The organism is Halalkalibacter kiskunsagensis (assembly GCF_037027555.1).
Lineage (GTDB): Bacteria > Bacillota > Bacilli > Bacillales > Bacillaceae_D > Halalkalibacter > Halalkalibacter kiskunsagensis.
The window spans coordinates 20,945-42,679 of record NZ_JAXBLX010000006.1; the positions used below are offsets into that span (position 1 = coordinate 20,945).

At 41.4% G+C, this 21,735-nt stretch carries 19 protein-coding genes; 17 read left to right on the top strand and 2 right to left on the bottom strand.

Annotated features, from left to right (window positions below; translation table 11 throughout):
• The first annotated feature begins 17 nt into the window (after positions 1-17).
• From icmF to SLH51_RS04790, 4 genes are all read left to right on the top strand, one after another.
• Positions 18-3,281 carry a fused isobutyryl-CoA mutase/GTPase IcmF gene (gene icmF, locus SLH51_RS04775; protein ID WP_335959524.1) on the top strand — a complete coding sequence of 1,088 codons (3,264 nt, stop codon included), beginning with the start codon at positions 18-20 and terminating at the stop codon, positions 3,279-3,281.
• Positions 3,282-3,731: 450 nt separating this feature from the next.
• A complete protein-coding gene (gene rpoE, locus SLH51_RS04780) occupies positions 3,732-4,253 on the top strand; it encodes a DNA-directed RNA polymerase subunit delta (RefSeq protein ID WP_335959526.1) in 522 nt (173 codons plus the stop codon).
• A gap of 350 nt (positions 4,254-4,603) precedes the next feature.
• Positions 4,604-6,205 carry a CTP synthase gene (locus tag SLH51_RS04785; RefSeq protein WP_335959528.1) on the top strand — a complete coding sequence of 534 codons (1,602 nt, stop codon included), beginning with the start codon at positions 4,604-4,606 and terminating at the stop codon, positions 6,203-6,205.
• Positions 6,206-6,369: 164 nt separating this feature from the next.
• Positions 6,370-6,969 carry a hypothetical protein gene (locus SLH51_RS04790; RefSeq protein ID WP_335959530.1) on the top strand — a complete coding sequence of 200 codons (600 nt, stop codon included), beginning with the start codon at positions 6,370-6,372 and terminating at the stop codon, positions 6,967-6,969.
• A gap of 62 nt (positions 6,970-7,031) precedes the next feature.
• Here SLH51_RS04790 and SLH51_RS04795 read toward each other — a convergent pair whose 3' ends face one another.
• A complete protein-coding gene (locus SLH51_RS04795; protein ID WP_335959532.1) occupies positions 7,032-7,553 on the bottom strand; it encodes a DUF2529 family protein in 522 nt (173 codons plus the stop codon).
• A gap of 250 nt (positions 7,554-7,803) precedes the next feature.
• On the opposite strand from SLH51_RS04795, the gene SLH51_RS04800 reads away from it, so the two are divergent.
• From SLH51_RS04800 to SLH51_RS04840, 9 genes are all read left to right on the top strand, one after another.
• Entirely contained in the window at positions 7,804-8,166 is a 363-nt protein-coding gene (locus tag SLH51_RS04800) for a response regulator (protein WP_335959533.1), read from the top strand.
• A gap of 264 nt (positions 8,167-8,430) precedes the next feature.
• Positions 8,431-9,294: a class II fructose-1,6-bisphosphate aldolase gene (gene fba / locus SLH51_RS04805; RefSeq protein WP_335959534.1), complete on the top strand. Its 864-nt coding sequence runs from the start codon at positions 8,431-8,433 to the stop codon at positions 9,292-9,294.
• 243 nt (positions 9,295-9,537) lie between these two features.
• Complete coding sequence (gene fsa, locus SLH51_RS04810; RefSeq protein WP_335959535.1) at positions 9,538-10,179, top strand: fructose-6-phosphate aldolase; 642 nt, start codon at positions 9,538-9,540, stop codon at positions 10,177-10,179.
• A 309-nt stretch (positions 10,180-10,488) separates the two neighbouring features.
• Positions 10,489-11,772, top strand: coding sequence for a UDP-N-acetylglucosamine 1-carboxyvinyltransferase (locus tag SLH51_RS04815; protein WP_335959537.1), 1,284 nt, complete (start codon positions 10,489-10,491; stop codon positions 11,770-11,772).
• 250 nt (positions 11,773-12,022) lie between these two features.
• On the top strand, positions 12,023-12,988 hold the full coding sequence (gene glpX, locus SLH51_RS04820; RefSeq protein ID WP_335959538.1) for a class II fructose-bisphosphatase: 966 nt from the start codon (positions 12,023-12,025) through the stop codon (positions 12,986-12,988).
• A 350-nt stretch (positions 12,989-13,338) separates the two neighbouring features.
• On the top strand, positions 13,339-14,610 hold the full coding sequence (gene rho, locus SLH51_RS04825; protein WP_335959540.1) for a transcription termination factor Rho: 1,272 nt from the start codon (positions 13,339-13,341) through the stop codon (positions 14,608-14,610).
• A gap of 169 nt (positions 14,611-14,779) precedes the next feature.
• Positions 14,780-15,025 carry a type B 50S ribosomal protein L31 gene (locus SLH51_RS04830; protein ID WP_335959541.1) on the top strand — a complete coding sequence of 82 codons (246 nt, stop codon included), beginning with the start codon at positions 14,780-14,782 and terminating at the stop codon, positions 15,023-15,025.
• Between the two features lie 156 nt (positions 15,026-15,181).
• Positions 15,182-15,802, top strand: coding sequence for a thymidine kinase (locus SLH51_RS04835; protein ID WP_335959542.1), 621 nt, complete (start codon positions 15,182-15,184; stop codon positions 15,800-15,802).
• A 70-nt stretch (positions 15,803-15,872) separates the two neighbouring features.
• A complete protein-coding gene (locus SLH51_RS04840) occupies positions 15,873-16,340 on the top strand; it encodes a hypothetical protein (RefSeq protein WP_335959543.1) in 468 nt (155 codons plus the stop codon).
• A 297-nt stretch (positions 16,341-16,637) separates the two neighbouring features.
• On the opposite strand, the gene SLH51_RS04845 is transcribed toward SLH51_RS04840, so the two are convergent.
• On the bottom strand, positions 16,638-17,954 hold the full coding sequence (locus SLH51_RS04845; RefSeq protein ID WP_335959544.1) for an FAD-dependent oxidoreductase: 1,317 nt from the start codon (positions 17,952-17,954) through the stop codon (positions 16,638-16,640).
• Positions 17,955-18,359: 405 nt separating this feature from the next.
• Between SLH51_RS04845 and prfA the strand changes: the two genes are divergently transcribed.
• From prfA to spoIIR, 4 genes are all read left to right on the top strand, one after another.
• The gene (gene prfA, locus SLH51_RS04850; protein ID WP_335959546.1) at positions 18,360-19,430 is read left to right on the top strand and encodes a peptide chain release factor 1; all 1,071 of its coding nucleotides are present in this window, start codon (positions 18,360-18,362) and stop codon (positions 19,428-19,430) included.
• A gap of 10 nt (positions 19,431-19,440) precedes the next feature.
• Positions 19,441-20,298, top strand: a complete 858-nt coding sequence (prmC, locus tag SLH51_RS04855) for a peptide chain release factor N(5)-glutamine methyltransferase (protein ID WP_335959716.1) — start codon at positions 19,441-19,443, stop codon at positions 20,296-20,298.
• 155 nt (positions 20,299-20,453) lie between these two features.
• A complete protein-coding gene (locus tag SLH51_RS04860; RefSeq protein WP_335959548.1) occupies positions 20,454-20,681 on the top strand; it encodes a hypothetical protein in 228 nt (75 codons plus the stop codon).
• 375 nt (positions 20,682-21,056) lie between these two features.
• Positions 21,057-21,695, top strand: a complete 639-nt coding sequence (gene spoIIR, locus SLH51_RS04865; RefSeq protein WP_335959549.1) for a stage II sporulation protein R — start codon at positions 21,057-21,059, stop codon at positions 21,693-21,695.
• Positions 21,696-21,735: the final 40 nt, after the last annotated feature.

Below are 21,735 nucleotides of genomic sequence, written 5' to 3' on the forward strand. Positions count from 1 at the left end.
AAAAGGAGGAAAGAAGCATGACAGAAAAGGCAATCTACCGTCCGACTCATCATGTTCGCTTTGTGACCGCTTCGAGTTTGTTTGATGGTCACGATGCATCGATTAACATTATGAGACGGATTTTGCAGGCGAGTGGTGCTGAGGTGATTCACCTTGGGCACAATCGCTCTGTTGAAGAAATTGTAAACGCTTCCATTCAAGAGGATGTCCAAGGCATTGCAATTTCCTCTTATCAAGGTGGACATGTTGAATTTTTTAAATATTGCTATGACCTTTTGCAAGAAAAAGGGGCCGGTCATATCCGCATTTACGGGGGAGGGGGAGGTGTGATTACGCCCCCTGAAATTAACGAACTTCATCAGTACGGCATTGCACGAATTTTTTCGCCTGAAGATGGTCGCGAGCACGGACTTCAAGGAATGATTGATCAAATGATGAGAGACTGTGATTTTGCAACGGTTGATCAATTAAAAGATGACATTAAACAGATAAAAGAAAAAAACAGTCGAGCGGTGGCTCGCTGCATTACTGTGGCAGAGCATCTTGCAGAGGCCAAAAACGAAGCAGTGCCCATGTTAGAGAACACATTAACAGAAATCAAAAAGCTGTCAACGAACTCACCGGTACTTGGAATAACCGGAACGGGCGGTGCGGGGAAAAGCTCGTTAACCGATGAGCTCGTGCGGAGGTTCCTGTATGAATTTGATGAGAAGACCGTTGCGATTCTTTCGATTGATCCGACGAAGCAAAAAACAGGTGGAGCACTTCTTGGTGATCGAATCCGGATGAATGCGATTTTTCATCCGCGGGTCTTTATGCGAAGTCTCGCAACACGGGGGTCAAAAACGGAAATGTCCGCTAGCATTTATGAGGCGTTAGCAGTTGTAAAAGCGGCAGGCTATGATTTGATTATTATCGAAACGAGTGGAATCGGGCAAGGCGATGCGGAAATTGCACACGTTGCGGATCTGTCCTTGTACGTAATGACGAGTGAGTACGGAGCGCCGTCTCAGCTTGAAAAAATTGATATGATCGACTTCGCTGATCTAATTGCGATTAATAAGTTTGACCGAAAAGGTTCAGAAGACGCACTTCGACATGTCCGCAAGCAATACCAGCGTAGTCACAACCGGTTTGACGAACCACTTGAGGCGATGCCGGTTTATGGAACGATTGCGAGTCAATTTAATGACCTTGGGACGAACACGTTGTTTGCAGCAATCATTGAGTTAATCGCAGAAAAATGTCAAAAAAAATGGGAAACAATGATTGAAACGAGCAAGGAAGTTATTAAACAAAACATCATCATCCCGCCTGAACAAACGCAATACTTACGAGACATCGTCCAAACGATTCGTACCTATAAACAAACGACCGAGGAGCAAGCGCAAGTCGCTCGCAAACTATTCCAACTAACTGGTGCGATGGAAGCAGTGAATGAGCATGTCCCGGGCAATGAAGAGACAGCTAATCAGTTAAACGAATTGAAACAGCATTATGAAAAGCAGCTACACCCAAGTTCAAAAAAAATCTTAGATAGCTGGAATGAGTTAAAAGCAGCATACAAACAAGATACACTCGTTACAAAAATTCGCGACAAAGAAATCGTGACTGAACTTTCGAGCGAAAGTTTATCCGGATTAAAAATTCCGAAAGTCGCGCTCCCGAAATTTAATGATTGGGGCGATATCGTTACATGGTCGATGGAAGAGAATGTCCCAGGTAGCTTTCCATTTACAGCAGGGGTGTTTCCGTTCAAACGAAAAGGCGAGGATCCGAAACGGCAATTTGCGGGCGAGGGAACACCGGAGCGGACGAATCGACGTTTTCATTATTTATCAAAGGACGATGAGGCAAAACGTTTAAGTACGGCGTTTGATTCCGTCACGTTATATGGAGAAGATCCAGATTATCGTCCGGATATTTACGGAAAAGTCGGCGAGAGCGGGGTCAGCATTTGTACGCTTGATGATATGAAAAAGCTTTATGCTGGCTTTGATTTATGTGCGCCGCTAACTTCGGTGTCGATGACAATCAATGGTCCCGCTCCGATTCTGTTAGCAATGTTTATGAATACAGCAATCGATCAGCAACTATATCGTTTTGAACAGGAACACGGGCACAAGCCTTCTCATAGTGAGCGAGAGATGATAAAGCAGAAGACACTGCAGGCAGTGAGAGGTACCGTTCAGGCTGATATTTTAAAAGAAGACCAAGGGCAAAATACATGCATTTTTTCAACGGAGTTTGCACTACGAATGATGGGCGACATTCAGCAATATTTTATTGATCACAACGTCCAAAATTATTATTCGGTCTCGATTTCTGGCTATCACATTGCCGAGGCTGGTGCCAATCCAATTTCGCAGTTAGCGTTTACACTCGCAAATGGATTTACGTATGTCGAGTATTATTTAAGTCGCGGGATGAAGATCGATCAATTTGCTCCGAATTTGTCCTTTTTCTTCAGCAACGGACTTGACCCAGAATATACAGTAATTGGGCGAGTGGCGAGACGAATTTGGTCAACGGTGATGAAAGAAAAATACAAAGCGAATGAACGAAGCCAAAAATTAAAATATCATATTCAAACATCTGGCCGTTCGCTTCATGCACAGGAAATTGATTTCAATGACATACGAACGACACTTCAAGCACTGATGGCGATCTATGATAACTGCAATTCGCTTCATACAAATGCCTATGATGAAGCGATTACGACACCGACAGAGCAGTCAGTTCGCAGAGCGATGGCGATTCAAATGATTATTTCGAAGGAACTCGGACTCGCTAAAAATGAAAATTCGTTGCAAGGCTCATTTATTATCGAAGAGTTAACAAATCTTGTCGAAGAAGCGGTATTAAAGGAACTCGAGCAAATCAATGATCGTGGTGGTGTACTTGGAGCCATGGAAACGCAGTATCAACGCAGCAAAATCCAAGAGGAATCGATGTATTATGAAATGAAAAAACATACAGGCGCACTTCCAATTATTGGCGTAAATACGTATATGAATCCGAATCAAGAGGAAGATTCAAAGTTTGAAATGGAGTTGGCGCGAGCAACAAAAGAAGAAAAAGAACAACAAATCGCAAACTTACGCACATTCCAGCAATGTCATGAACAAGAAGCCAGACTTGCGCTAGCACGATTACAGGAAGTGGCAATTACAGGAGGAAATGTCTTTAGTGAACTGATGGAAACAGTCCATGTGGCAAGCCTCGGTCAAATAACAGCAGCTCTTTATGAAGTAGGCGGACAGTATCGACGCAATATGTAAAAGAGGGCACTGAAAAAGGTCGATTTTTACCTTTTTCAGTGCCCTCGAAGCAATGAGCGCAGCCGTTGCCTTCTTTTAAGCCTTCTATGAGTGGGTTTCTCATAGAAGGCGCGCAACGTGCGAAGCCATTGCCGCTTCTAGAATGAACCTGTTCAGTATCTTCTGGTTTAGCCTTTTTCTGTAGCCTATCAGCAGATCTTTCAACGGGACCAGAACCTCAATTCACCACTATAAAATGAGAAAGAGTTAAAAGAAAGGCAGAACCCACAATCTGTTGCTTAATTTTCTTCTTCCATGAACTAGCATAAACACCTGAAATATGTTTATAATGAAAAGTATGCTTGAAAAGGATGATAACGTTCAGAACGAGAGCACCTTTTTGAACAGATTTGAATGACCAACAACGATTGGACAAATAGATAGAAGATTGACTGAAAGGACGTGCTTTTAATGAAATTACAAGAGATGGATAAAGCAGAATTACAAGAACTGTCAATGGTTGAAATCGCGTTTGAAGTTATGAAAGAGGAACGCAATCCATATGACTACTATGACCTCGTTAAGCGAGTGGCAGAAATAAAAGGAATGGCTAAAGCAGAAGTGAACGAAAGAATTGCCAATCTCTATACAGATATGAACATCGACGGTCGCTTCCATTCACTAGGAGACAACCGTTGGGGTTTAAAGAGCTGGTATCCATTAGAGCAAGCAGAAGAAGAAATTACAACGCCTGTAAAAGCACGCAAAAAAGCAAAATCTGCTGACGTAGATGATGTCGTGGCACTTGATGACGGCTTTGAAGATTATGAAGATGAGTACGAAGATCTTGAAGACGAGCTAGATGAAATTGCAAGTGATGAAGATGAAGATGAAGATGATGATGACTTTGATGACAAAGAAGAAATTGCTGGTATTGACGATGAGGACGATGAAGACGAAGATCTTGATGAGGAAGACGAAGATTTAAAGTAGGAATTTTCAAATGATGAATAATGTCGATTCTTTGGATGTTATCCTCTTGACTTCTTTCTTTAATATGGGTAGAATCATTTAGGGCTTTGAAAATCAATTCGTGATTATCTAAAACAAAAACAAAAGTGCGCCCCCTTTTTAGGGAGAGCTGTCACTTTTGTTTTTTTATTTTTATATGGCATACCCTAAGGAAAAGAATCTTTTTTTAAAACAATAAGCAAAGCCGCAGTTGTTATTTTAGAGCGTATTTTGAGTAGGTTCTAGATAGACGTGTGCTAGCTGGCGCGAGGCATTGTACCACCCTTTTTTAATTTTTATTTATATTACACACAAGCAAGGGAGACGAAAAAATGGCGACAACTAAGTATATTTTTGTAACAGGTGGCGTTGTGTCATCACTTGGAAAAGGAATTACAGCAGCATCTCTTGGACGTTTATTAAAAAATCGTGGATTAAAAGTAACGATTCAAAAGTTTGACCCGTATATCAACGTTGACCCTGGAACGATGAGTCCTTACCAGCACGGAGAAGTGTTCGTTACTGAAGATGGTGCGGAAACGGACTTAGACTTAGGGCATTATGAGCGTTTCATCGATATTAACCTTAGTCAAAATAGCAACGTGACAACAGGAAGAGTGTACTCAACTGTGTTAAAGAAAGAACGTCGCGGTGACTATTTAGGTGGGACGGTTCAAGTGATTCCACATGTGACAAATGAAATCAAAGAGCGTGTCTTTAGAGCTGGACGTGAGACAAGTGCAGATGTTGTGATTACTGAAATTGGTGGAACGGTCGGGGATATTGAAAGTTTGCCGTTTTTAGAAGCGATTCGTCAAATCAAAAGTGATGTTGGCTTTGATAATGTGATGTATGTTCACTGTACATTAATTCCATACCTAGCTGCTGCTGGTGAAATGAAATCAAAACCAACGCAACATAGCGTAAAAGAGCTACGTAGTCTTGGGATTCAACCAAATGTGATTGTCGTTCGTACAGAAAAGCCTGTTCCTCAAGAGATGAAGGAAAAGATTGCTCTATTCTGTGACATCGACAAAAATGCGGTTATTGAAGCACGCGATGCGGATACATTGTATCAAGTACCTCTAGACTTACAAGCTCAACATTTCGATAAAATTGTCTGCAAACATTTAAAGCTTGAATGCAAAGAAGCAGAAATGACCGAGTGGACGGCTCTTGTTAATAAAGTTCAAAACTTATCGGAAAAAGTATCGATTGCGCTTGTTGGGAAATACGTCTCCCTGCAAGATGCATATTTATCTGTTGCAGAAGCGCTTCGCCATGCCGGTTATGCATTCGATGCTGACATTGATATTCAGTGGATTGATGCAGAACAAGTGAATGATGAAAATGTTGCTGAATTGCTTAGCAAAGCCGATGGGATTTTAGTACCAGGTGGATTCGGTGACCGCGGGGTCGAAGGAAAAATTTCAGCGATTCGCTATGCGCGTGAGAACAAAGTACCATTCTTAGGTATTTGCTTAGGTATGCAGCTTGCTTCCATTGAGTACGCACGTAACATCCTTGGATTGGACGGGGCGCACTCAGCTGAGTTAAATCCAGAAACACCATATCCGATCATTGACTTATTACCTGAACAAAAAGACGTGGAAGACATGGGAGGGACACTTCGTCTTGGCTTATTCCCTTGTAAGCTAATTGACGGAACACTTGCTGCTGGTACGTATAGTGAGCAAATCGTCTATGAGCGTCACCGTCATCGTTATGAGTTCAATAATGAGTACCGTGATCAAATGGAAAAAGCAGGATTCATTTTCTCTGGGACAAGCCCGGACGGAAGATTGGTTGAGATTATCGAACTGAAAGATCACCCATACTTCATCGCATCTCAGTTCCACCCAGAATTCAGCTCAAGACCAACGCGTCCACAACCTCTATTTAAAGAGTTTATCGGAGCGTCATTAAAAAAATAAAAAAGAAGAAGCGCTGTTTGCTTCGTCTCAAATTAGCACACCAAATCATATTGATTTGGTGTGCTTTAGCTTGTGTGGACAAAAGTTTCAAACGATCTGAATAATTATTATTTAAAAGACCTAAAATATGGATATGGAAGGTGTTGATATAAAGGGGAGATCTGATGAAGCAACAAGAGGTTATTGAAAACATTAATAAATTGCAAACAAAAGTGAATGAGATGACTGACGAGTATTGGGTACAGTATTCGGATCTATCAACATGGCAATTTTGGTATCATTTGGCTTGGATCATTATTCCTCTAGTCGTTTTGTATCGTTACATAAACAGGGAACGCTTTTTTGAAATTCTATTTTATGGATACACAATGCATGTTATTTTCACCTACAATGATTCCTTTTTGGTCAGGTATGGTTATGTCGATCATCCGTATATGGTTCTCTCTCAATTTCCTTTTTCATTAACAGTAAATGCAGCAATTTTGCCTGTTATTTATATGTTGTTGTATCAGTATTGTACAGACCGGGGGAGAAATTTCTATTTGTGGTCATTAGCTGTTAGTGCAGTGGTTGGACTTGCCTGGGTCGAGATTCATAAGCAATTGAACTTATTTCAAATCAATGAAAAAATGAATATTCTCCAATTACGGAATGAGTTGTTAAATGTCTATATCTTTCTAGGGAACTACATCGTATCGATCATTGTCCTTTGGATAACGCGATTGTTTCTAACAATAAAGAAAAAGACGAAGGGTCATCTGTAAAAAAAGCAAAAACGCCACGTCGCGTTTTTGCTTTTTGAAGATTAGACAATAATAGTTGAAGGTCAGTCATACTCGGATACGATCTCAGAAATAAGCAAGAATAAGCAAAAATACGTATAAAGAGCTAACAGAGAAGCAGGATAGCCAATTCGGTCACCTTCGTCTGTTGGAACTAGGCTGTTCGTAACAGCAAGGGCGAGATGAATGTCAACGTAATCTGTCCATTGTTTGCCTTCTATGTGAGTTGATGTTAGTGCGACAATTGGGATTGACTGCTCTGCAATCTTTTTAGCAACGGCTAACATCTCATCATCACTTGATTCTCTTGAAAGCAGCAGAACTCGATCAGCAGGATAAAGTTCGGCCATTTTCCCATTCACAAATAATGGTTTTACGTTAGCCAATTTTTCTTTTCCATAAAGCGCCTCTGCGGTCACAGCAGCCATTTCTTCTTTGCCGTATACATAGACAGAGCCCTCGCCAACGAGCGCTTGACTGAAAAGTCGTGCTGCATCTTCCATTAAAAATTCATCGAGTGTATTATTCATTAGTCCCATAAGTTGAGTCGTGAAGATCTTTTGCAAATGAAACATTCCTCTCTAAGACATACTAAGTAAGAGCATTATAACGTAGAAACGAGCGGAAGAAAAAGCATAACGGCCAATTCAATCGACAGTCTTAGACAGCATTGTCGGACACTTTCCAACGATTATGTAAAAATAGTGAAGGATTTTCTTAGGAAATGCCGAATTACTCTTGTTGTGCGAAAAGTGTGTGTCGTTTATTCTATGGGAATGATTCATAAACACCAAAAATGAGAGGGTTGACCTTACTATGAAGAAAATTTTAGTTGTTGATGATCAATATGGAATTCGTGTATTACTTTGTGAGATTCTTCAGAAAGACGGGTACAAAATGCATGAAGCTGCAAATGGAGTTCAAGCTTTAAAAATAGTAGATCAGGAAAATCCAGATCTTGTATTGCTTGATATGAAAATTCCAGGAATGGATGGACTTGAAATATTAAAACGAATTAAAGAAGATAATCCGCAAGTTGAAGTAATTATGATGACGGCTTATGGCGAATTGAATTTAATTAATGAAGCAATGAGCTTAGGAGCAATTACGCATTTTGCGAAGCCATTTGATATCGATGACATTAGAGAAGTGATCAAAAATAGTCTAGCAGTGTCATAAAAAATTGACAATTGCAAAATTAAAACGCTTACTTGTTAAAAACTTTGAGAATCGTGTCAGAAACACGTGTAATTTAGGGGATATATGCTATAATGAACTCGTTCAATAATAGAGCTTTTTATAGATATAGCTTTATTTGGCAAGGGTCTGTATACATAGGCAAATTGGATATTTGCTCATTTCTTAGGGAAACTTGTTAAATAGATACGCGCGATTTTCGTACGATATCTGTAGATTCGCTCTTACTATGAAGGAGGATGTATAATGCCTTTAGTATCAATGAAAGACATGCTTAACAAAGCAAAGGCAGAAGGTTATGCAGTTGGTCAATTCAACTTAAATAACCTTGAGTTCACGCAAGCTATTTTACAAGCAGCACAAGAGGAAAAGTCACCTGTTATTTTAGGTGTTTCTGAAGGAGCTGCTCGTTACATGGGTGGTTTCAAAACAATTGTAGCGATTGTAGAGAACCTTATGGAAGAGTACAATGTAACAGTTCCTGTTGCGATTCACCTTGACCATGGTTCAAGTTTTGAAAAGTGTGTAGAAGCGATTTATGCCGGCTTTACTTCGGTTATGATTGATGGCTCTCACCATCCATTAGAAGAAAACATCGCAATCACAAAACAAGTTGTTGCTGTTGCACACGCTCTTGGCGTATCAGTTGAAGCTGAGCTTGGTCGTATCGGTGGACAAGAAGATGATCTAATTGTTGATGATGCTGATGCAGCTTATGCAATTCCATCTGAGTGTAAAGAACTAGTTGAAGCAACGGGTGTAGACTGCTTTGCTCCAGCACTTGGTTCTGTACATGGTCCTTATAAAGGTGAACCAAATCTTGGTTTTGACCGTATGAAGGAAATTGACGAACTAGTTGGAATTCCACTTGTATTACATGGTGGTACTGGTATCCCAACTGGCGATGTTCAAAAAGCAATTGCATTTGGACATGCTAAAATCAATGTAAATACAGAAAGCCAAATCTCTTCTGCTAAAGCAGTTCGCGAAACACTTGCTGCAAAGCCAAACGAATATGATCCTCGTAAATATTTAGGACCTGCTCGTGAAGCAATTAAAGAAACAGTTATCGGCAAGATGCGTGAATTTGGTTCTTCAAATAAAGCATAATTGAAAGGTTATTCAAAAAGGGTTGGTTATATCCTTTTTGAATAATCTTAGACTGCAATGAGCTAAAGCCGCTGTAAGGCAGTTGGAAGTGGATTTCTTCTGGCTGTCACGCAGCGTGCAAAGCCATTGTCCTTTTTTGAAACAAACAGTAAATCCACAGTCTTATTTTTTTTTGAACATCCAATTCTGAATATACTAAATTGTAAACGCTTCGACGGGCGAGAAATTAGGGAGATGAGAGAAATGAAATTCTTTATCGATACAGCAAACATAGAACAAATTAAAGAAGCAAAAGCATTAGGCGTTTTAGCCGGTGTAACAACAAACCCATCACTTGTTGCAAAAGAAGGCGTTGATTTTCATGATCGCCTGCGTGAAATTACAAACGTTGTAACAGATAAATCTGTTAGTGCAGAAGTGATTGCTCTTGACGCTGAAGGAATGATTAAAGAAGGAAAAGAATTAGCTGCAATCGCTCCAAATATTACAGTAAAAGTTCCGATGACAACTGAAGGATTAAAAGCGGTTCATGCGCTTTCAGAACTTGGAATTACAACAAATGTAACACTTGTCTTCTCAGGTGTTCAAGCATTGCTAGCAGCAAGAGCAGGCGCAACATATGTGTCTCCATTCCTAGGTAGATTGGATGATATTGGTCAAAATGGCTTGGAATTAATTAATGAAATCGCTGAGATCTTTGCCATTCATGAAATTCCAACAGAAATTATTGCAGCATCTGTTCGTCACCCAGTACACGTAACAGAAGCTGCGCGTAGAGGAGCTCATATCGCGACGATTCCTTTTAATGTAATTCAACAATTAACAAAGCACCCACTAACAGATCAAGGCATTGAGAAGTTTTTAGCTGACTGGAATAACCGATAAAAGAACTAGATCAAAAAGGGCGAATTTAGCCCTTTTTTGATCTACATAGAAGCAAACGACAAAAGCGCCATCATGGCTTTAAGCCAGTTAGAATGGGTATTCTAGACGGCACGTAATGTATTAAAGCAACTGCATATTCCCATTAAACATACTGCGCTCAAGTACTTTCCTTTGTATGGCATTTTCTTCTTAAATCCGTTACAATCAGACAAAGAAAAACTCGTTACATTTTCGTTGATATGGTTATAATGGGAATTAGAGAGTTATTTGTGTGCCTTACTGAAATGCACCAATGGAAGGGATGCGGTTATGGATAAATTAATGATTAAAGGCGGTTATCCGCTAGAAGGTACAGTACAAATTAGTGGAGCTAAAAATAGTGCAGTTGCTTTAATTCCAGCTGCTATTTTAGCTGATTCGCATGTCACGATTGATAATCTACCAGAGATTTCAGATGTTCATTTACTTGCCGAACTACTGCAAGAAATTGGTGGAGAAGTTGAACTTGGGAAACATGAAATAACAGTAAACCCAGAAGCAATGATTGCAATGCCGCTTCCAAACGGTCGAGTAAAGAAGCTACGTGCATCTTATTATTTAATGGGAGCCATGCTTGGGAAGTTTAAAAAAGCAGTCATAGGTCTTCCGGGTGGTTGTAATTTAGGACCTAGACCAATTGATCAACATATAAAAGGTTTTGAAGCGTTAGGTGCAAGAGTCACCAATGAACAAGGTGCGATTTACTTGCGTGCGGATGAATTACGTGGTGCTAGAATTTATCTTGATGTTGTTAGTGTGGGCGCAACGATCAATATTATGCTTGCTGCTGTAAGAGCAAAAGGACAAACGATTATAGAAAACGCGGCTAAAGAACCGGAAATTATTGATGTCGCTACATTGTTAACAAGTATGGGTGCCAAAATCAAAGGGGCAGGAACGAATGTCATTCGGATCGATGGTGTCGACTCCCTCTCAGGATGCAGACACTCGATTATTCCTGACCGGATTGAAGCCGGTACGTATATGATCATTGCTGCTGCGATGGGTCAAAAAGTTGTCATTGACAACATTATCCCATACCATGTCGAATCACTAATCGCGAAACTTCGTGAAATGGGCGTTCATATTGAAGAATCTGATGACAAATTGTTAATACATAACAATCAGGAGAAAAAAGGCGTAGACATTAAAACACTTGTGTACCCTGGTTTTCCAACAGATTTACAACAACCATTTACGAGTCTCTTAACTCAAGCAGAAGGTACGAGTATTGTTACAGATACGATTTACAATGCTAGGTTTAAGCATATCGATGAGCTAAGACGCATGGGAGCAAACGTCAAAGTAGAAGGCCGTTCTGCGATCATTAACGGCAAAACAAAGCTACAAGGTGCAAAAGTCCGAGCAAGTGACTTACGAGCAGGAGCTGCCCTCATTGTGGCCGGTCTGTTAGCCGAAGGGATTACAGAAGTCTCAGGCCTCGAACACATCGACCGCGGATACGCCAACCTAGAAGAAAAACTAATAGGCCTCGGCGCGAAGATATGGCGTGAAAAAATGACAGAAGAAGAGTTGGACCAAGTGAAGAGCTAGAGAGTTAGAACAAAAAGGGCCGAACTTGCCCTTTTTGTTCTAACTCGAAGCAATGAGCGAAGCCGCTGCTATGTTTTAAGCGTTTAGGAGTGGGTTTCTCCTAAACGCGCGCAACGTGCGGAGCCATTGCCGCTTTCCGCTGAGCAAAAGGGCCGAACTTGCCCTTTTTGTTCTAACTAAGAAGCAATTGCAACACACTTGCCCTTTTTGCATTAACTCAAAAATTAAATACAGTACTGGGGGGAGCAGAATGGAAAGAAGCTTATCGATGGAATTGGTTCGTGTAACAGAAGCAGCTGCACTTGCCACAGGACGTTGGATGGGACGAGGCAATAAAGACGAAGCAGACCGTGCGGCAACTGAGGCAATGCGTGATGTATTTGATACGATTCCGATGAAAGGAACCGTTGTCATTGGCGAAGGGGAAATGGACGAAGCTCCGATGCTCTACATTGGAGAAAAGCTAGGAAACGGTTATGGCTCAAGAGTGGATGTCGCGGTTGACCCACTCGAAGGAACAAACATCGTTGCCTCTGGACAATGGAATGCGCTAGCGGTCCTCGCAATAGCTGACCATGGAAACCTTCTGCACGCTCCAGATATGTATATGGATAAAATAGCGGTTGGACCAGAAGCTGTCGGCAAAGTTGACATCGATGCTCCAGTACTTGATAACTTAAAGGCAGTTGCAAAAGCAAAAAATAAAGACATTGAAGATCTTGTCGTCTCGATTTTATACCGTGAGCGTCATGCAAAGCTGATTGAAGATATCCGTAAAACCGGTGCTAGAATTAAATTGCTTTCAGACGGAGACGTTGCCGCTGCGATCAACACCGCTTTCGGAGATACGGGTGTTGATATTATGCTAGGTTCTGGTGGTGCACCAGAAGGAGTGATCGCTGCTGTTGGGTTGAAATGTTTAGGCGGGGAGCTACAAGGGAAACTTTTACCGGCTAACGATGAGGAATTAAAGCGTTGTTTAAAAATGGGTATCCAAGATGTGAACAAGATGCTTACTATGGATGATCTTGTGTCAGGTGATGATTGTATCTTTGCAGCAACAGGTGTAACGGATGGCGAGCTCCTTAAAGGTGTCCGTTATCATGGTTCCCAAGCGACAACACAATCACTTGTTATGCGCGCGAAGTCAGGAACTGTTCGCTTTGTCGACGGAAAGCATAGCATGAAAAAGAAACCAGATTTAGTTATTCGTTAACCTCACCCAGAGAAAGCTGGATGAAAGTAATTCCAGCTTTCTTTGGGTGCAAAAACTTTGAAAGCCCTTATAAAATGTTTTAGTTGAATATTTGCCTACATTATGGTTAAAATAGTATATATGTTCGTTTTTGATATTGGACTTATCACCGCTTAAATCTCCAAGAACCCTCGACTCTTCCTTTACACTTTATGAATAATATTCCTTAAAGTTTAAAGTTTAAGATTACTAGAATAGTGAGGATGCATAACATTGTATGTTTCCTATTGACTTATGACAAAAATTAATCCGATTTCACACGAGAAGTACGTGTGAAACGATCTATTAACTATAGAAGTGTGGTGTTATAAATGGGAGTAAATATTTCAGAGTTAGAGAGTATGAAGCTTAAAGAGCTTTATGGACTTGCTAAGGAGTACAAAGTATCCTATTACAGTAAATTAACAAAAAAAGAATTGATTTTTGCTATCCTAAAAGGACAAGCAGAGCAAGACGGCCTAATGTTTATGGAAGGCGTACTTGAAATTATTCAGACAGAGGGCTTCGGATTTTTAAGACCGATTAATTACATGCCCAGTTCTGAAGATATTTACATTTCTGCTTCGCAAATTCGTCGATTTGATTTGCGAAATGGAGACAAAGTTTCTGGTAAAGTAAGACCGCCAAAGGAAAACGAGCGTTACCACGGGTTATTGCATGTAGAAGCTGTAAATGGTGATGCGCCAGAAACATCACGAGATCGTCCTTATTTTCCAGCCTTAACACCGCTTTATCCAGAGCAAAAAATTGAACTCGAAACGGCACCAGGCCGCGTTTCTTCTCGTATCATTGATATGATTTCCCCAGTTGGTTTTGGTCAACGTGGATTGATCGTCGCTCCTCCAAAAGCCGGAAAAACATCGCTAATGAAGGAAGTTGCAAATAGCATTGCAGAAAATCACCCAGATGTGGAATTAATTGTTCTTTTAATTGATGAGCGTCCTGAAGAAGTAACCGATATTGAACGTTCTGTCAAAGCTGAAGTTGTAAGCTCAACGTTTGATGAAGTTCCAGAAAATCATATTAAAGTAGCAGAGCTCGTTCTTGAGCGTGCCATGAGACTTGTGGAACATAAAAAAGATGTCGTCATACTTATGGATAGTATTACTCGTTTAGCAAGAGCATATAACCTTGTCATCCCGCCAAGTGGACGTACTTTATCTGGTGGTATTGACCCAGCAGCTTTTCATCGTCCGAAACGTTTCTTTGGAGCAGCACGTAACATTGAAGAAGGCGGAAGCTTAACGATCTTAGCGACTGCGCTTGTGGAAACAGGATCACGAATGGATGACGTCATCTACGAGGAATTTAAAGGAACAGGAAACATGGAACTGCATCTTGATCGCAAATTGGCAGAACGTCGTATTTTCCCATCAATCGATATTCGTCGTTCAGGAACACGAAAAGAAGAACTTCTGTTGCCAAAAAGTCAGCTTGATAAATTATGGGCGATTCGTAAAACGATGACAGACTCACCGGAATTTGTTGATCAATTTATTAAGCGTGTCAAGGAAACAAAGACAAATGTTGATTTCTTTGAAGCGATGGAAGAAGAAATGAAGCGTAGAGGGAAGCGTTCATAAGCGTCGTTTGACACTAGTATAAGTCCTTTTTTGGAAGTGGACTGGCAGAAGCCAAGTTTTTCTATATAAAATTGAGTTGATTTTTAATGGTCAACTTGTTATAATTTCGACATGTGTGATTTAGATAACTCTGTTTCGAAGAGATTCAGGGCAAAAGGAGATGAAAGTAATGAAACAAGGAATTCACCCTAATTACCAAAAAGTGGTATTTTTGGATACAAGCACTGGTTTTAAGTTTCTATCTGGTTCTACTAAAGGATCAGCTGAAACAGTTGAATGGGAAGATGGAAACACATACCCACTTCTAAAAGTTGAAATCAGCTCGGATTCTCACCCGTTCTACACTGGTAAGCAAAAGCTTACTGATATTGGTGGACGTGTTGACAAGTTCAAGAAGAAATACAACATGCAGTAAAATTGGATAGACGAACAGGCAAGCGCACAGCTCTTGCCTGTTTTTTTTGCACATACTACGGATAGTTACTTGTTTTTTTATAGAAATATGAACAGTTACGGGCATTAGGCCATAAAAATAAAGGTATACATTTAAGTTGTAAGGTGGGGTTTATAGATGCACATTATGAAACAAGAAGGCTGGATTGAAGTAATTTGCGGGAGTATGTTTTCAGGGAAATCAGAGGAACTCATTCGTCGAGTTCGTCGGGTCAGTTTTGGAAAGCTACGTGTCCAAGTGTTTAAGCCAGAATTGGATAATCGGTATAGTGAAGAAGAAGTGGTCTCACATAACGGGACGAAAGTACTCGCAATGCCAGTAGCAACATCTTTAGACATTTTAGAAAACATAAAAGAAGATACGCAAGTTGTTGCAATTGATGAGGTGCAATTTTTTGATGAAGACATACTTGCAGTCGTTGATCAGCTCGCATGCAATGGAGTTCGAGTCATATGTGCTGGACTTGATCAAGATTTTCGTGGCGAGCCATTCGGTCCAATTCAGCGACTAATGGCATTAGCTGAAGAAGTAACTAAGCTACAAGCTGTTTGTCCATGTTGTGGATCACCTGCGAGCAGAACGCAACGTTTAATTGATGGCAATCCAGCTTCTTATCATGATCCAGTTATTCTTGTTGGTGCATCAGAATCATACGAACCGCGTTGTCGTCATTGTCATGAAGTGCCGAATAAACCACAAGCGTTACCTGAGCTTGCAGTGAAGTCTGGTCAAATCTAACAGCAAAATGCCGCCACTGTTCGGACATACTAATCATGCAGCCATTTCGGTAGCATGGAGGTGTTCTGTCATGAACAAAAAATGGTTAAGTTGTGTTGCGGTCGGCCTTTTCCTTGTCGCAGGTTGCAGTGATCCAGAGCCACCAAAGGCGCAAGGAAAGACAGTCCAATCACATGAGAAGGGTTCAGTTGCATATGGCTTGCTCGGACCAGGTCCCATTAACTATGGGAGCCTGTACCGCCAGAAACCAACCTTTGATCATATGGGTGAAATAAATACTGGGACAAGCTTTAAAACGCTCAATAGAGAACGTAGACATCTAGGAAATGACCAAGAGCTGATTCGCCATATTATTGAAGATGAATATGGGATGAATGCAGGTGTGGTCGTAATTGCTGGCAGTCATGCTTTTGTCAATGTGACTCCTCCAGCAGGAATGGATGAAGAAAATAAGAAAGAAACAATGGAAAAGTTGAAGCGAGCTCTTTTGCTTGAAGTTCCTAGTTACCAGCTGCATGTAAGTGAGAAGAACGCCTAAGTTTGGGCGTTCTTTTTTTCGGTAAGTTTTGTCGAATTCTGTCCCGGGAAATAAATGGTTAGTCTTCAATGAGAAAATAAACACGGTCACTTTTCGTTCCTTTGTATGTAAAGCTTGTGGAACGAAGAAGACGATTGCAATTTCTCTCCGAATAACAACGAAATTAGAAAATTATCGAGCGATTTCTCTAAAATAACAGCGATTGATTTTATTTATTGAAATCCTAGCATTTATCAGCGCTTATTTACTTGGTAACAGCGAAGTGACGTGGGGCAGGCGAGCCCCACACTGCTATTGCTATTCTTTCCTCCTAGCCACTTGCTGAATCGGATCCCACACCCCGTTGTAAGGCGGAGCATACGCTAAATCCAAGTCTTCTAGCTCAGAGATCCTCATCTTATGATAAAGCGCGGTTGCCAGTACATCGATCCGTTTGTCTACACCAGCTTCACCGATAATCTGTCCACCTAGCAGCACTTCGGACTCTGCGTGATAACTTAGTCGGATATCCATCTTTTTCGGTTCTGGATAATATCCTGCAATATGCGGGATCGATGCAGTGATTGTCTTAAAAGGATAGCCTTGTGACTCGATCTCTGCTTCAGACAAGCCGGTCCGCGCAAGGGTCAGATCAAAGAACTTAATGATCGACGTGCCGACGATGCCTTGGAACGGACGAGGGGAGCCGATCATCGCGCGGCCGGCAAGTCTTCCTTGTTTATTCGCATGCGTACCGAGTGGGATGTAATCATCTCGTTCTTTCATCCGATGATACTGAGTCGCGCAATCACCTGCAGCATATACATCACGAATATTTGTTTCCATAAACCGACTCACTTTAATCGCGCCGTTTTCATGTAAATGAATGCCTGTTCCGTCTAGAAACCCTGTATTCGGTTTCACGCCAATGGCGACCACTACGAGATCGGCATCAAGGCGCCCTTTATCGGTTACAATTTGCTGGACACGGCCACTTTTCCCCGCTTCAAATGACTCCACCGACTCATTCAATCGTAGAGTCACTCCATGCTTACGTGCTTCTTCACCGATCTTCTCACTAATATCTTTATCAAAAATTCCAGCCAAATGATCGCCGCGTTCGATGATCGTTACCTCCTTGCCGAGTTCCACGAAGTTCTCGGCCATTTCAAGTCCGATATAGCCTCCGCCAATAACAGCAATTTGTGAAACTCCGTCTAAATCCTCGACCAATGCTTTCGTATCGGGAATCGTCTTAACAGAGTGAATTCCTTGTAAGTCGGCGCCGTCCCACGGTGGAACAACGGGGCTGGCTCCTGTTGCAATAAGCAGCTTATCATAATGAACTTCAAAATCATCACCGGATACAAGTTTCTTCTCGACATCAACAGCTTTCACTTCATGATTGATACGAGCATCAATGCCATATTTATCGCGGAACGTATCAACTGAACGAGCAATTAATGAATCAAAAGAGTCAATCACACCGCCAGCGACATAAGGAAGTCCGCACTGAGCATAAGAATAGACCTCACCCCTTTCAAGAGTCTTAACCTCGGCTGACTCATCACCTCGAACAATTTGCATAGCGGCACTCATGCCAGCAGCATCTCCACCGATAATTACGTATTTCATCGACATCACTCCTTTTCACATTACTTTTCCCCGTTTCACTTGTAATTAAGCAAAAAAATGGGGAGACTACTAGAGGGCACTGACAAAGGTTGCTTTTTACCTTTGTCAGTGCCCTTTAAGCTACGTGTGGAGCCTTTGTAACTTACGAGGATAGAAGAGGACATGTAAAAAGGGAAAAACCGCCCTTTTTACGGGGGTAGAAGCGGCAATGGCTCCGCGCGGCGTACGCCTTTTGAGAAGAGCGCTCAAAAGGCTAAAACCCCAACGCCGGCTCCACTCATTGCTTCGAGGACATGTAAAAAGGGAAAAACCGCCCTTTTTACATGTCCTCTCGTTGACCCGTTCTCTTCTGTATACTATAATTATACTGTTATACACTGGAAAATCTTAATGAGGTGAAAAGCCGTGTTAGATCGTTTACAATCAGTTGAGGATCGTTATGATCGACTCAACGAATTACTTAGTGATCCCGATGTCATAAATGATTCAAAAAAATTACGTGAATATTCAAAGGAACAGTCGGACTTAGAGGAAACTGTCCAAGCGTACCGTGAGTATAAAGAAGTAAACGCGCAGCATAAAGATGCTAAAGCGATGTTAGAAGAAAGTTTAGATGATGAAATGTATGCAATGGTAAAGGAAGAAATCAGTGACCTTGTTGACCGAAAAGAGGAGCTTGAGGCCCGTCTGAAAGTTCTACTTCTTCCGAAAGACCCGAATGATGATAAGAACGTTATCATGGAGATTCGTGGGGCTGCGGGTGGAGATGAGGCTCAGTTGTTTGCTGGCGACCTTTATAAAATGTACAGCCGTTTTGCAGAAGCTCAAGGCTGGAAGACAGATGTCATTGAATCAACGACAACTGAACTTGGTGGTTTTAAGGAAATTATTTTCAGTGTCAATGGTGCGGGTGCGTACTCGAAGCTTAAGTATGAGAATGGCGCACATCGTGTTCAACGTGTTCCTTCAACTGAGTCTGGTGGTCGTATTCATACATCAACAGCAACGGTTGCCGTGTTACCAGAAGCAGAAGAGGTTGAAGTTGATATTCATGATAAAGATATTCGTGTTGATACATTTGCATCAAGTGGACCGGGGGGGCAGAGTGTTAATACGACGATGTCTGCTGTTCGCCTAACGCATTTGCCAACAAATACGGTTGTATCATGTCAGGACGAAAAATCTCAAATTAAGAACAAAGAAAAAGCGATGAAAGTTCTTCGTGCGCGTGTGTACGATAAAATTAATAGTGCAGTTCAAGCTGAATATGATCAAAATCGTAAGCTTGCCGTTGGTACGGGTGACCGTTCTGAACGAATCCGCACGTATAACTTCCCGCAAAGCCGTGTAACTGATCACCGTATCGGTCTTACGATTCAAAAGCTTGAGCAAATTTTGCAAGGGAAGCTAGATGAAATCATTGATGCATTGATCGTCGAAGAGCAAGCCGAAGCGATGCAGAATGCTGAGCGGTAAAATGAAACAAATAACAATTCGTGAGGCCCTGACATGGGCTTCTTCTTTTTTAAAGGAGCGTAACCTTGAACAGCCTGTTGCTGAGTGGTTGCTTCGTCATTATTATCAAGCGAACCGAGCGAAGCTATTGATGATTTTGGATGATCCAATGGAAGCTGATCTTGTTACTCGCTTCAAGCAAGAGCTCGATCGTCATGCTCAAGGCGAACCGGTTCAACACATTATCGGGTATGAGGAATTTTACGGAAGACGCTTTATCGTGAATGAACACGTGCTGATCCCGCGGCCGGAGACAGAGGAACTCGTCGTAGCTGTCACGGAGTTAAAGCAGAAACTTTTTCAAAAAGAAAAAATTAAGCTTGTTGATATTGGAACAGGAAGTGGCGCGATATCGATCACGCTCGCACTTGAAGACGACTCGATTGATGTACAAGCTGTTGATATTTCAACTGAGGCACTTGAGGTAGCCAAGCGAAATGCGAACGAACTTACGGCGAATGTGACATTTATTCATGGCGATTTACTTACGCCTTTGCTAGAGGCAGGCGTGAAGGTAGAAGCGGTCGTATCGAATCCACCGTATATTCCGCTTAGTGATGCGCAGAATTTGGCTGTTCATGTGAGAGAGCATGAACCTCATTTGGCGTTATTTGGCGGGGAAGACGGGCTTGATTTGTACCGCCGATTTATGGAGAAGCTGCCAGGCGTGATGAAAGAGAAGGGCTTCGTTGCATTTGAAGTTGGAGTTGGCCAAGCTGAAGTCGTAAGAGAGATGCTAGCATCAGCATTTCCTCAGGCAACAACGGAAATAAAAGTCGATATCAATGGCAAGGAGCGTATGGTGTTTGCTTATGGGAATATGAGATGAACTTAAAAAGAGTTCATCTCATTTTTTTGTGGTTTGTATTTAACTTCTATCTGATTTCAAGGAGGTAATTATTTTAGATTGGTAATGTTCAATCAGGCATAGGAGGAGAACTCTAGATACATAATAAAGGAGGGAAGAAGAAAGGGGATTGCATCATGAAACCATATGAAATCAAACAGATGATTATTGATGACGGCTTTGATGGACAAGAATCAGTGACAGCTGAATTTACGCACAACCATAACGACTATAGCATTACTTTTAATAAAGCAGATCTTGAACTACTTAATACATGGCTTTTTGAGGCTGAAACATCTATACCAGCGAATTTATCAGACGATATGATTGAATCAATAAGAGAAGATATTAAAAAGAGGATCTGATGTTTGTCTGCATCGGCTAATACTCTTGTTATAAAGGGTGAGCTTCGTGAGTAGAAAGAAGTGGCAAGGCTCCGCACGCTGCGCGCCATGAGGAGAAGGGCACTCCTAATGGCTTAAAAGAAGGCAGCGGTTTTCGCTCTAGCTTTGATCAATGTAAAAAAGGTTCGAGCCTCTGGCATAGAAAGAGGTGGCAAGGCTCCGCACGCTGCGCGCCATGAGGAGAAGGGCACTCCTAATGGCTTAAAAGAAGGCAGCGGCTCCGCTCTTGCTTCGATAAATTTAAAAAAAGGTGAAACCCGACCTTTTTTTAAATTTATCTGTTTAAACTTTCTTCGTCCTGTCCACAATGTTTGTATGAAGGGGCGGTGCTTACGAATGAAACCAAATGTTATTATTTATCTATTATTCTCTTTATTTGTCCTTATTATGAACTGGGAATCTCAAAATGCCGTGGCGGTAGCGTCTTTACATAATGAAGTGAGTCAGGATGAGGCTGTGCGATTGCGGATTCTTGCTAATAGTGATTCTGTGAGGGATCAGGCGTTAAAACGTGATATACGTGATGAAGTGAATGCAGTGATCACTGAAATGGTCATGGGTGTTCATGATTTAGAAGAAGCAAAAGCGATGATTGAAGGCAATCTAGTAAAAATTGAGGGAATCGTAGAGAAAGAGTTACATAACATGGGACTTGAGCAATCGTTTGAGGTAAGTTTTTCAGAAGTTCAATTTCCAACAAAGCTTTATGGCAATATCGTGTATCCGGCTGGCTTGTACGATGCGGTCGTCATTACGTTAGGTGAAGGTAAAGGTGAAAACTGGTGGTGTGTCTTATTTCCGCCATTATGCTTTCTTGATATGTCAAATGGTGATGCTGTAGAAGCGGAAGTGGAGACAGAAGAAGCAGAAGACTCAGAAGTTGTCGTGCAAGAAGATGAGATTGAAGTGTCGTTTTTCGTAGTAGAAATGTTTTCAAAGTTAGTAGATCGTATTTTTTCATCTGAGAAAGTTTAATAAGGATTATTTATGATGTTGCCATTAAAATAGCTGATAG